Below are 15,134 nucleotides of genomic sequence, written 5' to 3'. Positions count from 1 at the left end.
CAACTTTCATGGCGGGTACCGGCCGGGGAGCAATCTCATCCCACAGGGAATGCATTACGCCCGCCTGCACCAGCCATTTCTTGCAAGTTGCATGGTTCAGGCAAGTTCAATTTACTTAACCTGTTGAAATACAAAGGATTTAATTTTCAGCGCGACTGGCATGCTGCCTGCACTGTCCCTTTTGAGACTTGTAACACTATTTTTCCTGCCGGGAGCACCATAACAATGATCACATCGTCATCCACGCTGCAAGAGTCGAGCGCGCGCTCCGGGGTTTCCTGGGGGGCTATCTTTGCCGGGGCCGCTGCGGCGGCTGCGTTATCCCTGATTCTGGTATTGCTGGGCTTCGGCCTGGGTTTCTCGGCGGTGTCGCCGTGGGCCGACAGCGGCATCAGCGCCAAGGGGCTTGGCATTTCCACGATTGTCTGGCTGGCCTTTACCCAGATCGTTGCCTCGGGCCTGGGCGGTTATATCGCCGGCCGGTTGCGGGTGAAGTGGGCCAATATGCATGGCGATGAGGTGTACTTCCGCGACACCGCCCATGGTTTCCTGGCCTGGGCCGTCGCCACGCTGATCACTGCCGTGCTGGTGGTCGGTTCGGTCAGCAGTGTCGTCACCGGCGGCGTGAAAGCCGGTGCCAGCGTGGCAGCCGGTGCGGCCAGCGGTATCACCCAGGCCGCGGGCAGCGCAGCCAAAGGCGTCAACGGTGGCGATTTTGACTACTACGTCGACAGCCTGTTTCGTGACGATCGCCCGGTTGCCGTCAGCGATGACGCTGCCCATGGCGTGGTTGCGCGCATTTTTACCCGCACCCTGAGCAACGACGGCCAACTCGCCGCTGAAGACCGTGCCTACCTGGCCCAGTTGATCAGCCAGCGCACCAACCTCAGCCAGGCCGATGCCGAAGCGCGTATCGACAAAGTCTACGGCGATGCGCGTAAAGCGGTGGAAGACGCCAAGCTCAAGGCCAAGCAAGCCGCTGAAACGGCCGCCAAAGTCGCCGCCTATACCTCGCTGTGGACCTTTGTCGCCCTGTTGATCGGCGCCTTCTTTGCCAGTTTCGCTGCAACCTTTGGTGGCCGTCGCCGCGATGCCGTGGTGTACGTCGAAACCGAAACCTACGTTCGTTAATTCAAGGAGAACACCATGCGCTCATTACTTCTGTGGTTCCTCGGCGTGCCGATCCCGGTGATCATCCTGATCGCAATTTTCATGCACTGATCCCGAGCTCAGCTCGGCCTGATGTGGGAGGGGACAAGTTCCTTCCCACATTTGGGTTTGTGGAGTGTCAGCCAGGTTGCTGCCAACAGTGCGCTGGCAACGGCGGTCATGATCACCAGCGGCTGCGACGTACCGTCGGACAGCAGCCCGGTGGCCCAACTGCTCACGGCAGTGAGGAACATCTGGGTAAAGAAGAACAACCCCGATGCGGTTCCCGCAATCGCACCGTACGGCTGCAACACCGACAGTTGGCACGCCGGAATCACCATCCCCACCGACACCATGATCACCACCATCGGCAGCACGATCGCCAGCCATTGCCCCGGCATGGCGGTGGTGGCCGCCGCAAGTATCACACTGCCCAGCACGTTCAAGCCGATAGCGGCATGGATCAAACGGTCCGGCTCGAAGCGCCGCACCAGCCTGCGGAACAGGTTTGCGCCGAGCATGTAGCCGCTGATGGTGGCCGCGAACACCAGTGCATAGGCCGTGGCCGATAGGTGAAAGCCCCGCTGCAGCAGCGCCGACGACTCACTGATAAACGGAAAATAGGTGCTGTACACGCAGCCGATCGCCAGGGAATAGCGCAGGAAATAGCGGTCGCGCAGTAACTGGCCATAGAGGCGCAGCAGGTTGCCCGGCGGCGCGGCGGCGACATCGGCCGGGCGGGTTTCGGGCAGGCGGCGGTACACCACCAGGTAGAGCACTGCACCGATCACGCCGAGCAGTACAAACAGGCCGCGCCAGTCGATGAAGGGCAACATCAGGCTGCCCAGCACCGGCGCGGCCATCGGTGACACGGCCATGGCCATGGAAATCAGGCCGAGCAAGCGTGCCTGTTCATCGCGGTCGAAATAGTCGCGCACGATCACCCGGCCGATCACCGTGGTGCAGCATCCGCCCAGGGCCTGGAACAGGCGGGCGATGATCAGCACGGCGATGCTGTCGGCGAGGGCGCAGGCCACGGTAGCCAGCACGTACAGAAACAGTCCCGCCAGCAATACGGGACGGCGGCCGAAACGGTCGGTCAACGGGCCGCTGATCAGCAGGGAGATCGCCGAACCGAAGGTGTACAGCGTGAGGGTCAGTTGCAACTGGCTGTCGCTGGTCTGGAAGTAGTCGGCCATGGCGGGCAGGGCAGGCAGGTGCATGTCCAGGGTGATACGTGGCAGGCCGATCAGCACGGTCAGCAGTATCAGCCAGAACCACGGGGAGAGGGCGCGTTGCGTCATGGGAGGCTTCTGTGCAAGGAGTAGAGCCCGGACTCTAGCGGCTTTGTGGTTTAATCCTCAGGGCCGCTTATGGCAAAAATGATTGGACCACTATGAGCCGAGGAAAAACCCCTTCCGCCCTGGACCTGCCGCGCCCCGACAGCTTGGACATGGGAAAGCAGCAAGGGGCCTACGAGGCCCTGCGCGCAGCGATCCTGAACCGACAGCTGCCGGCGGGCAGTCGCTTGCCGTCCACCCGCAGCCTCGCCGAACGCTGGCAATTATCCCGTGGCACCCTGGAGGCGGCATTCGACCGCCTGCACGGCGAGGGCTATGTGCAACGCGTGGCCGGCTCCGGTACGCGGGTGTGTGCGGTGATCCCCGAGCAATTCATTGCCGCACCTGCACCGCGCGCGATGCCTCGTCGCGAAGTGGCGGTTGATCGCCCCGAGTCCGGCGTGCAGAGCCATGTGCCTTTTGTCGCGCGGCGCCCGGACGCCAGCCTGTTTGATCTGAAGGCTTGGGCACGCTGTATTTCCCGGGGACTGCTATCGGCAGGGCCGGGGGCGCTGGAAGCGGGCCATCCCGCCGGGCTGCCGGAACTGCGCGCGCACATCGCCGACTACCTGCGCAGCTATCGCGGCATGCACTGCGAGGCGGATGAAGTGATCGTCACCAGCGGCATTCGTCACGCCCTTGACCTGATCGCGCGCACGCTGCTCAAGCCCGGTGACACCGCCTGCGTCGAAGATCCAGGCTATCCACCCGCGCGCCGCCTGTTCGGGCTGGCGGGGGCGCAGGTCCAGGCGATTGCGGTCACGGCCGAAGGGCTGGATACCGCGCAACTCCCTGACACGGCGCGCCTGGCCTACGTCACCCCGGCCCACCAGGCACCGCTGGGCATGACCCTGTCGGTGTCGCGCCGCCTGGCGCTGCTGGACTGGGCTGCCCGTGCCGAGGCCTGGGTGGTGGAAGACGACTACGACAGCGAATACAACTACCACAGCGCACCGCTGGCGGCGCTCAAATCCCTGGACGCCCACGACCGCGTGATCTACTGCGGCAGCTTCAACAAAAACCTGTTCCCCGGTTTGCGCGTCGGCTTCATGGTGGTGCCCAAGGCACTGCGCCCGGCCTTGCTGCGCACCCTGCAACTCACCGGGCAGTCGGTGGGCGCCAGTGATCAGTCGGGGTTGCTGGAGTTTCTCGGCAGCGGCGCTTTCGTGCGCCACTTGCGGGCTTCGCGCCAGGCCTATCAGGCGCGGCGCGATGTGTTGCTCGACTGCCTTGGAGCGCACTGTACGATCAGTGGGCAACAGGCCGGTCTGCACTTTGTCTTGTGGTTGCCGAGCGGTGTCGAGGAAGGCGAATTCTGTGCGCGTGCCGCGCAAGCCGGGCTGACGTTACAGCCTCTGGGCACGTTCTGCGTCGAGGCGATCCTGCCGCCGGCGGTCATCATCGGCTACACCGCGTTGACCCTGGCGCAGATCCGCTTTCACGGGCGTGCGTTAGCCCAATTACTGCCGGTCAGTCATCAAACCCGACCTGCTCGTGAATCTCATCCACCTTCAACTCCAGCCGGTACGCCACGGCAATAAACAACGCCTGGCACAGGCACAAGGTGGCGCTCAATGAACGGAAGGCAAACGACGAGCCTTCATTCACCAGCAGCACCGCGTTGGCCCGCTTGGCCAGGGGCGACAGGTTGCTGTCGGTGATGATCAGGGTCTTGGCCTGATGGTGCTGGGCGATCCGCAGGCAGTGCTGGGTCTCTTTGCCGTAGGGCGTGAAGCTGATGGCGATTACCAGGTCATTGGCTCGCACGCTGCGCATCTGCTCGCGATAGCTGCCGCCCAAACCGGAAATCAGGTGAATGCGCTTGTTGGTGTGCTGCAGGTTGTAGACCAGGTAATCGGCCACCGCGAACGAACGGCGCACACCGACCACGTAGATATTGTCGGCGTTGACCACCAGGTCGACGGCCTTGTCGAAGGCCACGTCATCGAGCTCCAGCCCCAGGCGCTCGATACCCGACAGGGTCGCGTTGACGCACTCGCGGGCCAGGTCGCCGCCGCTGGCTTTCTGCGACTTGTTGGCGATCATGCTGCGGATGCGCTGCTGGTAGTTCTGCACCGGTGTGGTCTTGTGGGTGTAGGCCTCGCGAAACAGCGCCTGCATCTCACTGAACCCACTGAAGCCGAAACGCTGGGAAAACCGCACGATCGCCGAGGGGTGCACTTCGCATTCGCGGGCGATGTCGCTGATGCGGTCGACCATGATCCGGTCGCTCTGCTGGCTCATGTAGCTGGCGATGCGCTTGAGCTGGCGCGGCAGGCTTTCGTATTCGTCGGTGATCAGCTGCAACAGGCGTTCGGCGTTGATCGGAGGGCTGGCGATGGTGTCTTCCAGGGTGGTCTCGGGATCGGTGCGGGACATGGGCAATCCTTCTGGCGTGTTCTTCTGATGCGCTGATGGGTGGCGCAAGTCTACAGGGTAGGCGCAAAAAAATACCCCGGCATCACGGCCCGCGTGGCCTGCTGAAACGATGCACGGTGGCTGGCGTGCCCCTATGCTGACGTATTGGAAAAAATATTCCACTAAAAATAATTCTGGAATAAATATTGATTGCTGCCGCCGGACGTTCTAGTCTGCTCCCACCAAGAGCGTTTGCCGTCGCCACGGCGGCACAACGCAGGCTGATAAAAATAACAGGAGCCAGCATGGGCCAGACTCGTTTTGCCAGTGGGCGTCAATTGGATCTGATTTGCCTCGGGCGCCTGGGCGTCGACCTCTACGCACAGCAAGTAGGTGCGCGGCTTGAGGACGTGTCCAGCTTCGCCAAATACCTCGGCGGTTCCTCCGCCAATATCGCGTTCGGCACTGCCCGGCTGGGGCTCAAGTCGGCGATGTTGAGCCGGGTGGGGGACGACCATATGGGCCGCTTCCTGGTGGAATCCCTGGCCCGCGAAGGCTGCGATGTCAGCGGCATCAAGGTCGACCCGGAACGCCTCACCGCCATGGTGCTGCTGGGCCTCAAGGACCGCGAAACCTTCCCGCTGGTGTTCTACCGCGAAAACTGCGCCGACATGGCCCTGCGCGCCGAAGACGTCAACGAAGCCTTTATTGCCTCGAGCAAGGCCTTGCTGATCACCGGCACGCATTTCTCCACCGACGGCGTGTACAAGGCCAGCCTCCAGGCCCTGGACTATGCGGCCAAGCACAACGTCAAGCGCGTGCTGGATATCGACTACCGCCCTGTGTTGTGGGGCCTGGCGGGTAAGGCTGACGGTGAAACCCGGTTTGTCGCCGACCAGAACGTCAGCCAGCATGTGCAGAAAATCCTGCCGCGTTTCGACCTGATCGTCGGCACCGAAGAAGAATTCCTGATCGCCGGCGGCAGCGAAGATCTGCTCACCGCCTTGCGCACGGTGCGTGACCTGACCCCGGCGACCCTGGTGGTCAAGCTCGGCCCGCAAGGTTGCACGGTGATCCACGGCGCGATCCCGGCGCGCCTGGAAGAGGGCGCCATCTACCCTGGCGTGCGGGTTGAAGTGCTTAACGTGCTGGGTGCCGGCGATGCCTTTATGTCGGGCTTCCTCAGCGGCTGGATCAATGACGCCAGCGATGAGCGTTGCAGCCAGTTGGCCAACGCCTGCGGTGGTCTCGTGGTCTCGCGCCACGCCTGTGCGCCGGCCATGCCGACGCCTGCCGAACTGGATTACCTGTTCAACAGCCCGGTGCCGATCACCCGGCCTGACCAGGACGCGACCCTGCAACGCCTGCACCGCGTCACTGTGCCGCGCAAGGCCTGGAAGCAACTGTTCATCTTTGCCTTCGACCACCGCTGGCAACTGGTGGACCTGGCGCAACGCGGCGGCCAGGACCTGACCCGCATCAGCGAGATCAAGCAGCTGTTTATCCAGGCCATCGAACGCGTGGAGAAAAAGCTCGCCGAGCAGGGCGTCGAGGCCGATGTGGGCCTGTTGGCCGACCAGCGCTTCGGCCAGGACGCGCTCAATGCCGCCAGCGGGCGCGGCTGGTGGATCGCGCGTCCGGTGGAAGTGCAGAACTCGCGGCCCCTGGCGTTCGAACATGGCCGCTCGATCGGCAGCAACCTGATTGCCTGGCCCCAGGAACAGATCATCAAGTGCCTGGTGCAATACCACCCCGACGACGAGCCCATGCTGCGCCTGGAACAGGAAGCGCAACTCAAGGCGGTGTACGAGGCGTCGGTGACCAGCGGCCATGAACTGCTGCTGGAGGTCATCCCGCCCAAGGATCATCCGTCCACTTACCCGGACGTGCTCTACCGCAGCCTCAAGCGCCTGTACAACCTGGGTATCTACCCGGCGTGGTGGAAGATCGAGGCACAGTCGGCCGAGGACTGGAAAAAGCTCGACGAACTGATCCAGGAACGCGACCCATACTGCCGTGGCGTGGTGTTGCTGGGCCTGAATGCTTCGGCCGAATGCCTGGCCGCCGGCTTCCAGCAAGCCAGCCAGAGCAGCACCTGCCGTGGGTTTGCCGTGGGCCGCACGATCTTCCAGGAACCGAGCCGTTTGTGGATGGCGGGGGAGATCGATGACGAGACGTTGATCCAGCAGGTCCAGGCGACCTTTGAGCAGTTGATCAACGCCTGGCGCAGTGCCCGAGGCTGAACCCAGTTCTTAATTTGAAATGCAATCCAATGTGGGAGGGGCTTGCCCCCTCCCACAGAAAGCAGATCTCAGTGATACCAGAAAATAATAAAGGTGCAGCCATGCCCGCAATCCGAATTGGCATCAACCCGATCTCCTGGAGCAACGACGACCTTCCGGCCCTCGGCGGTGAAACCCCGCTGAGCACCGCCCTGAGCGAAGGCAAGGAAATCGGCTACGAAGGTTTCGAGCTCAACGGCAAATTCCCCAAGGACGCCAAGGGTGTCGGCGACGTCCTGCGCCCCTATGACCTGGCGCTGGTCTCCGGCTGGTACTCCAGTCGCCTGGCCCGTCGCTCGGTGGCCGAAGAAATCGAGGCCATCGCCGGCCACGTCGAACTGCTGAAACAAAACGGCGCCAAGGTGCTGGTGTACGGCGAGGTGGCCGATTCGATCCAGGGCTCGCGCATTCGCCTGATCGAGCGCCCACGTTTCCACAGCGAACAGGCTTGGCAGGACTACGCCGACAAGCTCACCGAGCTGGCGCGTTTCACCTTGTCCCAGGGCGTGCGCCTGGCCTACCACCACCATATGGGCGCGTACGTCGAATCGCCTGAAGACATCGATCAGTTGATGGGCCGTACCGGGCCGGAAGTCGGCCTGCTGTTCGATTCGGGCCACTGCTACATGGGCGGCGGCGAACCCATCGAGGTGTTGCGCAAGCATATCGACCGCGTCTGCCACGTGCATTTCAAGGACGTGCGCAAAGCCGTGGTGCAACTGGCGCGCAACCAGATGTGGAGCTTCCCCGATTGCATCGTCAACGGCACCTTCACCGTGCCCGGTGACGGCGATATCGATTTTGCCGAGTTGCTCGATGTGCTGCTGGCCGCGAAATACGCGGGCTGGCTGGTGGTGGAAGCCGAGCAGGACCCGGCCGTGGCGCCCAGCTATGTCTATGCAAAAAAGGGTTATGACACGTTGCGTACGCTTCTCAACGAGAGGACCAAACCATGAGCTTGCTGGTAAAGAGCAGCAAACGCGGACAAACCATGGTTGCCCTGGAAGAGGGCCGCCTGGCGTACGTAGGCTTTGCCGCCTACCGCCTGAGCCTGGGTGAAACCCTGCCGGTCACCGCCGGTGATCAGGAGTTGTGCCTGGTGCTGCTCAGCGGCCGGGTGACTATCGAAGGCGAGGGCTTCAACTGGCAGAACCTCGGTGATCGCCAGTCAGTGTTCGAGGACAAATCGCCGTTCGCCGCGTACCTGCCGCCGGGTACCGACGCCCAGGTCACCGCGTTGAGCGACGTGCAGATTGCCGTGTGCGCCGCGCCGGGTGCGCCGGGTTTCGAGCCACGCCTGATCCGCCCCGAACAGTGCAAGCGCAGCGTCCGCGGCAAAGGCGCCAATACCCGTTACGTGTGCGACATCCTGCCGGATACCGACCCGGCCCATTCGCTGCTGGTGGTGGAAGTGCGCACGCCGTCCGGGCATTCGTCGAGCTACCCGCCGCACAAGCACGACACCGACGACCTGCCGCACCAGAGCTTTCTCGAAGAGACCTACTACCACCAGATCAACCCGCCCCAGGGCTTCGTGTTCCAGCGGGTGTACACCGACGACCGCAGCATCGACCAGGCCATGGCCGTGGAAAACAGCGACCTGGTGGTGGTGCCCAAGGGCTATCACCCGGTCAGCGTGCCGTATGGCTACGAGTCTTACTACCTGAACGTGATGGCCGGCCCCAAGCGCGCCTGGCATTTCCACAACGACCCGCAGCACAGCTGGCTGCTGGACCTTTAAACGGTGTTGGACGGAGAACAACAATGAAGTCGCCTCTACGCTTTGCCCTCAACCGTATGGTCGCGCCCAACCTGTCCCTGCCGGATTTCATCCAGCTGGCCGTGGCCTTGAAATGCGATGCCATTGAGATTCGCAACGACCTCAAGGATCGCCAGATCGAATACGGCGCCCCGGCCGGCCGCGTGCGCGAATTGTGCGCGGCCCAGGGCATCACGGTGCTGTCGATCAACGCGCTGTACCCCTTTGACGTGTGGAATGACGAGCGCCGCGCCCAGGCGATAGCGCTCGCCACCTATGCCCGCGAATGTGGTGCGCAAGGCTTGGTGATGTGCCCGTTCAATGAACCCGGCGACACCCGCAACGAAGCCCAGCGCGCCGCCGGTTTGCGCACCGCGTTGAGCCAACTGGCGCCGATCCTGCGCGAGTACGGGATTCTCGGGTTTATCGAGCCCCTGGGCTTTGAAGAATGTGCCATGCGCCGCAAGCGCGTGGCGGTGGACGCGATCCAGTCCATCGGCGGCCTGGATGTATTCCGCCTGGTGCACGACACCTTCCACCACCACCTGGCCAGCGAGCATGAGTTCTTCCCGGAGCTGACCGGGCTGGTGCATATCTCCGGCGTGGAAGATGCCGAGGCCCCGCTCAATTCGATCCGCGACGGTCACCGCGTGCTGGTGGGCGAGGGCGATATCCTCGGCAATACCGCGCAGATCGACACCTTGCTCAGCAGCGGTTACGGCGGCTACCTGTCGTTCGAACCGTTTGCGACAAGCGTGCACGAGCTGGCGGATATCCAGCAGGCCTTGGGGGCAAGCATCGCCCACCTGCAGAAACGATAAGGGGCGCGACATGACCACCACCCGACTGACCATGGCCCAGGCCCTGGTGAAGTTTTTGGATAACCAGTACATCGAAGTCGATGGCGTGCAGAGCAAGTTCGTCGCCGGTGTGTTCACCATTTTCGGCCACGGCAATGTGCTGGGCCTGGGCCAGGCCCTGGAACAGGACAGCGGCGACCTGGTGGTGCATCAGGGCCGTAACGAGCAGGGTATGGCCCATGCCGCCATCGGTTTTGCCAAGCAGCACCTGCGCCGCAAGATCTACGCGTGCACCGCCTCCGTCGGCCCAGGTGCGGCGAATATGCTCACCGCCGCCGCGACCGCCACCGCCAACCGTATCCCGTTGCTGTTGCTGCCCGGCGATGTCTACGCCAGCCGCCAGCCCGACCCGGTGCTGCAACAGATCGAGCAGTTCCACGACCTGAGTATCAGCACCAACGATGCCTTCCGTTCCGTGAGCAAGTACTGGGACCGCATCAACCGCCCCGAGCAACTGATGACGGCGGCGATTCATGCCATGCGCGTGCTCACCGACCCCGCCGAAACCGGCGCGGTGACCCTGGCGCTGCCCCAGGACGTGCAGGCCGAGGCCTGGGACTACCCCGATTACTTCCTGCAAAAACGGGTGCACCGTATCGACCGCCGCCCGGCCACCGCCGCAATGATCGGCGATGGGTTGGCCGCCTTCCGGGGCAAGCGCAAACCGCTGATCATCTGCGGTGGCGGCGTGAAGTACTCTGGTGCGAATGCTGCCTTGCAAGCCTTTGCCGAGCGCTTTGATATTCCTTTCGCCGAAACCCAGGCGGGCAAGAGCGCGGTGGTCTCCAGCCATCCACTGAACGTGGGCGGTATCGGCGAGACCGGCTGCCTGGCCGCCAACCTGCTGGCGCCCGAGGCCGACCTGATCATCGGCATCGGCACCCGTTACACCGACTTCACCACCTCGTCGAAATCGCTGTTCAAGCATGCCGAGGTGAAGTTCCTCAACCTCAATATCAGCCCCTGCGACGCCTTGAAACTCGACGGCGTGCAGGTGCTGGCCGACGCCAAGGTCGCCCTCGAAGCGCTAGCCGATGCCCTTGGTGATTACCGGTCCGGCTGGGGCGAGCAGATCGCCGACGCCAAGGCGCAGCTGGACGCCGAAGTGGACCGTGTGCATCAGGTCGAGTACCACGGCGATGATTTCGTACCGGAAGTCGACGACCACCTGGACCGCGCCGTGCTGCGTGAATTTATCGAACTGACCGGCTCGTGCCTGACCCAGAGCCGGGTGCTCGGCGTGCTCAACCAGACCCTGGCCGACGACGCGATCATCGTCGCCGCGGCCGGTAGCCTGCCCGGCGACCTGCAGCGTGCCTGGCGCAGCAAGGGCGTCAACACCTACCACGTCGAGTACGGTTATTCGTGCATGGGCTATGAGATCAACGCCGCCCTCGGCGTGAAGCTCGCCGAGCCGACCAAGGAGGTCTATGCCCTGGTCGGCGATGGCTCCTACATGATGCTGCACTCGGAGCTGGCCACCTCGATCCAGGAACGCCGCAAGATCAACGTGGTGCTGCTCGACAACATGGCCTTCGGTTGCATCAACAACCTGCAGATCGGCAACGGCATGGACAGCTTCGGCACCGAGTTCCGTTTCCGCAACCCCGAGAGCGGCAAGCTCGACGGCGGCCTGGTGCCGGTGGATTTCGCCATGAGTGCGGCGGCCTATGGCTGCAAGACCTACAAGGTCAGCACGGTGGAGCAGCTGGAAGCGGCCCTGGCCGATGCGCGCACGCAAAGCGTCTCGACCCTGATCGACATCAAGGTGCTGCCCAAGACCATGGTCCACGGCTACCTGTCGTGGTGGCGGGTGGGGGTGGCGCAGGTGTCCACCAGCGAACGCACTAACGCGGCGGCAAAAAAACTCAATGAACACCTGGCCAAGGCCCGGCAGTACTAATAACAAGAGGAGCGTTTGTATGTCTTTGAAGCTTGGTGTAATCGGTACCGGCGCCATCGGCCGCGATCATATTCGTCGTTGCAGCCAGACCCTGCTCAACAGCCAGGTGGTGGCGGTGACCGACATCAACCTTGAGCAGGCCGCCAAGGTGGTCGCGGAGTTGAAGCTGGACGCCGAGGTGTACGCGGATGGCCATGGGCTGATCAACTCGCCGCAGGTCGAGGCGATCCTGGTCACGTCCTGGGGCCCGAGCCACGAGGAATTCGTGCTCGCCGCCATCGCCGCCGGCAAACCGGTGTTCTGTGAAAAGCCCCTGGCGGTGACGGCCGAAGGCTGCCGCAGGATCGTCGACGCCGAAGTGGCCTACGGCAAGCGCCTGGTGCAAGTAGGCTTTATGCGTCCCTATGACGAAGGGTATCGCGCCCTCAAGGCGGTGATCGACAGCGGCCAGATCGGCGAGCCGTTGATGCTGCACTGCGCGCACCGCAACCCGACGGTGGGCGAGAACTACAAGACCGACATGGCGATTACCGACACCCTGATCCACGAGCTGGATGTCCTGCGCTGGCTGCTCAACGACGACTACGTGTCGGTGCAGGTGGTGTTCCCGCGCAAGACCAGCAAGGCCCTGGCCCATCTGCGCGACCCGCAGATCGTGCTGCTGGAAACCGCCAAGGGCACCCGTATCGACGTGGAAGTGTTTGTGAACTGCCAGTACGGCTACGACATCCAGTGCGAAGTGGTGGGGGAGACCGGCATCGCCAAATTGCCGGAGCCGTCCCAGGTGCAACTGCGCAGCGGTGCCAAGCTGTCGAATGCGATCCTGATGGATTGGAAGGACCGTTTTATCGGGGCCTATGACGTGGAGTTGCAGGCCTTTATTGACAGCGTACGCGCCGGTCAGGTCGGCGGGCCGTCGGCGTGGGATGGCTTTGCGGCGGCGGTGGCGGCGGATGCGTGTATTGAGGCCCAGGGCAGTGAGCAGATCGTCAAGGTCAGCCTGCCGGATCGCCCACACTTCTACGGCTAAATCACTGAAGGAACTCTGTCAAAAATGTGGGAGGGGGCAAGCCCCCTCCCACAGTTGATTGGTTTCCAATTCAATTCAGGAGTTGATCATGAGAATCGGACTTGTCGGCTATGGCCACGGAGGGCGCTTCTTTCATGCGCCGCTGATTGCGACTTTGCCGGGGGCGACGTTTGTCGGTGTCGTCACCCGCTCACCCGAACGTCGCCAGCAACTGGCAACCGACCACCCCGGCGTCCAGGCCTTTGACAGCATCGGCCAGATTGTCGAAGCCGGTGTCGATGCCCTGGTGATTTCCACCACCCTCAAGGGCCGTCCGGCGTTGGTGCTGGAAGCCATCGAGCACGGCGTGGCGGTGGTCAGTGACAAACCCTTTGCCGCCAACGCCGAACAGGCCCAGGCGCTGATCACGGCCGCCGAGCGCCATGAGGTGTTGCTCAGCGTCTACCAGAACCGGCGCTGGGACTCGGACTACCTGACCCTGCGCAAATTGATCGACGCCGGTGCCCTGGGCGAGATCACCCGCTTTGAATCCCGCGTCGAGCGCTACAGCCCGCAGGCCGTGGGCAATGCCAGCGGCGGCGGCTGGCTGCGCGACCTGGGCAGCCACCTGGTGGACCAGGCGCTGCAACTGTTCGGTCCGGTGGACCGGGTCTTTGCGCAGTTACAGTTCACCCCTGAATATCCCACTGTCGACCACGGCTTCTTCGTCTCCCTGACCCACGCCAACGGGGTGGTTTCCCATTTGTGGGGCAATGCCCTGCAGAACAGCCAGGCCCCGCGTTTTCGCGTCAGTGGCACATCGGGTTGCTACACCGTGGACGGGCTGGATGGCCAGGAAGAGGCGCTGATGGCCGGCAAGTCGCCGAAAACCGAGGGCGAGCACTGGGGCGCAGAAGAACATCGCCGCTGGGGCTGGTTCGAACAGGGGCCGGAACGTGAGCGAGTGCCGTCGGAGAAGGGCTGCTGGACCCAGTTCTATCGCCAGTTGCAAGCGGCGGTAAACGGGCAGGGCCCATTGCCCGTGGACGCTTATGACGCGCTGGAAACCACGCGTATATTGGACGCCGCACGCCTCAGCGCCGAGCGCCAGCAGGTGGTTTCAACAAAAATAGAATAAAATTCTAAAACAGGTTGATATGGAAATTATTTTCCAATAAAGTCTTTTCCAGGTTGCATAAAGTACGTTCGGACTCGATTCGCACGACTCAACAAAAACAAGATCAAAAACAACCAGGTACCGTCAGATGAAAATCTTCAACGCTGTACTGCGAGTTTTACGCCCTGCCCACACGCCCCGCGGCCTGCCCCGCGCCCGGCCGTTCTACTTCTCCTTCCTTAATGTGCTGTGCGTCGAAAACCAGGGCGCGCTGGTCTGCTGCATTCCAGGCGCACCGGTCGTACGCGTGCCTGCCGAGCTCTGATAAACGCAACGTCCAAAAAACCAACAAGAAAGTGGAGACAGACCGTTCATGAAGACCCCGATCCGTTTTACCGCGCTGGCTTTATCCATGCTGCTGGCCAGCGGTGTTGCCAGTGCCGCCGACATCAAGGTCGGCGTGAGCATGTCCGCCTTCGATGACACCTTCCTCACTTACCTGCGCGAAGACATGGACAAGCAGGCCAAGTCCTATCCCAAGGGTGACGGCGTGCAGCTGCAGTTCGAAGACGCCCGCGCCGATGTGGTCAAGCAACTGAGCCAGGTGGAGAACTTCATCAGCCAGAAAGTCGACGCCATTATCGTCAACCCGGTCGACACGGCTTCTACCAAGAACATCATCAATGCCGCGACCAAGGCCGGCATCCCGCTGGTGTTCGTCAACCGCCGTCCCGACCAGAAGGACTTGCCCAAGGACGTGGTGGCTGTGACCTCCGATGACGTCGAGGCCGGCAAGCTGCAAATGCAATACATCGCTGAGAAACTTGGCGGCAAGGGCAAGATCGTGATCCTGCTGGGCGACCTGGCGAACAACTCCACCACCAACCGCACCAAGGGTGTGAAGGAAGTGCTGGCCAAGTACCCGGACATCAAGATCGAACAGGAACAGACCGGTATCTGGCTGCGGGACAAGGGCATGACCCTGGTCAACGATTGGCTGACCCAGGGCCGCGAGTTCAATGCGGTACTGGCCAACAACGATGAGATGGCCATCGGCGCGTCCATGGCGCTGAAATCGGCCGGCAAGGAAAAGGGCAGTGTGCTGATCGCGGGGGTCGACGGTACGCCGGATGGCTTGAATGCGATCACCAAGGGTGACATGGCCGCCTCCGCGTTCCAGGACGCCAAGGGCCAGGCAGTGGGTTCGGTGGAAGCGGCGCGCAAAATGGCCAGGAAGGAACCGGTCGAGCAGAACGTGATCATCCCGTTCCAGCTGATCACCCCGGAAAACGTCGCCACGTTCAAGTAGCCCTGACATAACAACAATGAACCGGCAGGGCGGTCGTGCCCGCCCTGC

Annotated in this window: 13 protein-coding genes; 11 read left to right on the top strand and 2 right to left on the bottom strand. The window is 62.7% G+C overall.

The window, feature by feature from the left end; translation table 11 throughout:
* Positions 1-225: 225 nt before the first annotated feature.
* A complete protein-coding gene (locus AC07OT_RS20240) occupies positions 226-1,131 on the top strand; it encodes a hypothetical protein (protein ID WP_065927953.1) in 906 nt (301 codons plus the stop codon).
* Positions 1,132-1,229: 98 nt separating this feature from the next.
* On the opposite strand, the gene AC07OT_RS20235 is transcribed toward AC07OT_RS20240, so the two are convergent.
* Positions 1,230-2,453, bottom strand: coding sequence for a multidrug effflux MFS transporter (locus tag AC07OT_RS20235; RefSeq protein ID WP_495108889.1), 1,224 nt, complete (start codon positions 2,451-2,453; stop codon positions 1,230-1,232).
* A 92-nt stretch (positions 2,454-2,545) separates the two neighbouring features.
* On the opposite strand from AC07OT_RS20235, the gene pdxR reads away from it, so the two are divergent.
* A complete protein-coding gene (gene pdxR, locus AC07OT_RS20230; protein ID WP_495108888.1) occupies positions 2,546-4,030 on the top strand; it encodes a MocR-like pyridoxine biosynthesis transcription factor PdxR in 1,485 nt (494 codons plus the stop codon).
* On the opposite strand, the gene AC07OT_RS20225 is transcribed toward pdxR, so the two are convergent.
* Positions 3,960-4,868 (bottom strand): MurR/RpiR family transcriptional regulator, encoded by a 909-nt coding sequence (locus tag AC07OT_RS20225; protein WP_010211026.1) that lies wholly within the window; start codon positions 4,866-4,868, stop codon positions 3,960-3,962. The genes pdxR and AC07OT_RS20225 overlap by 71 nt on opposite strands.
* Before the next feature lie 284 nt (positions 4,869-5,152).
* Between AC07OT_RS20225 and AC07OT_RS20220 the strand changes: the two genes are divergently transcribed.
* The 9 genes from AC07OT_RS20220 (at position 5,153) to AC07OT_RS20180 (ending at position 15,086) form a co-directional block, all read left to right on the top strand.
* A complete protein-coding gene (locus AC07OT_RS20220) occupies positions 5,153-7,090 on the top strand; it encodes a bifunctional 5-dehydro-2-deoxygluconokinase/5-dehydro-2-deoxyphosphogluconate aldolase (RefSeq protein ID WP_477747619.1) in 1,938 nt (645 codons plus the stop codon).
* Between the two features lie 101 nt (positions 7,091-7,191).
* On the top strand, positions 7,192-8,085 hold the full coding sequence (iolE, locus tag AC07OT_RS20215) for a myo-inosose-2 dehydratase (RefSeq protein WP_141157497.1): 894 nt from the start codon (positions 7,192-7,194) through the stop codon (positions 8,083-8,085).
* A complete protein-coding gene (gene iolB, locus AC07OT_RS20210) occupies positions 8,082-8,870 on the top strand; it encodes a 5-deoxy-glucuronate isomerase (protein ID WP_495108887.1) in 789 nt (262 codons plus the stop codon). Before iolE ends, iolB begins: the two co-directional genes overlap by 4 nt.
* A 23-nt stretch (positions 8,871-8,893) precedes the next feature.
* The gene (locus tag AC07OT_RS20205) at positions 8,894-9,709 is read left to right on the top strand and encodes a TIM barrel protein (RefSeq protein WP_495108886.1); all 816 of its coding nucleotides are present in this window, start codon (positions 8,894-8,896) and stop codon (positions 9,707-9,709) included.
* A gap of 10 nt (positions 9,710-9,719) precedes the next feature.
* The gene (iolD, locus tag AC07OT_RS20200) at positions 9,720-11,651 is read left to right on the top strand and encodes a 3D-(3,5/4)-trihydroxycyclohexane-1,2-dione acylhydrolase (decyclizing) (RefSeq protein WP_495108885.1); all 1,932 of its coding nucleotides are present in this window, start codon (positions 9,720-9,722) and stop codon (positions 11,649-11,651) included.
* A gap of 19 nt (positions 11,652-11,670) precedes the next feature.
* A complete protein-coding gene (gene iolG / locus AC07OT_RS20195; RefSeq protein ID WP_027606528.1) occupies positions 11,671-12,681 on the top strand; it encodes a bifunctional inositol 2-dehydrogenase/D-chiro-inositol 1-dehydrogenase in 1,011 nt (336 codons plus the stop codon).
* A gap of 88 nt (positions 12,682-12,769) precedes the next feature.
* Positions 12,770-13,798: a Gfo/Idh/MocA family protein gene (locus AC07OT_RS20190; RefSeq protein WP_027606527.1), complete on the top strand. Its 1,029-nt coding sequence runs from the start codon at positions 12,770-12,772 to the stop codon at positions 13,796-13,798.
* 127 nt (positions 13,799-13,925) lie between these two features.
* Positions 13,926-14,102: a hypothetical protein gene (locus AC07OT_RS20185; RefSeq protein WP_162844258.1), complete on the top strand. Its 177-nt coding sequence runs from the start codon at positions 13,926-13,928 to the stop codon at positions 14,100-14,102.
* A gap of 48 nt (positions 14,103-14,150) precedes the next feature.
* Positions 14,151-15,086, top strand: a complete 936-nt coding sequence (locus tag AC07OT_RS20180) for a sugar ABC transporter substrate-binding protein (protein WP_027606526.1) — start codon at positions 14,151-14,153, stop codon at positions 15,084-15,086.
* The last annotated feature ends 48 nt before the right edge of the window (positions 15,087-15,134 follow it).

Source organism: Pseudomonas sp. GW821-FHT09C10, assembly GCF_059418085.1.
The sequence above is the reverse complement of the archived record's forward strand: the minus strand, read 5'-3'. Positions and strand labels throughout refer to the sequence as shown.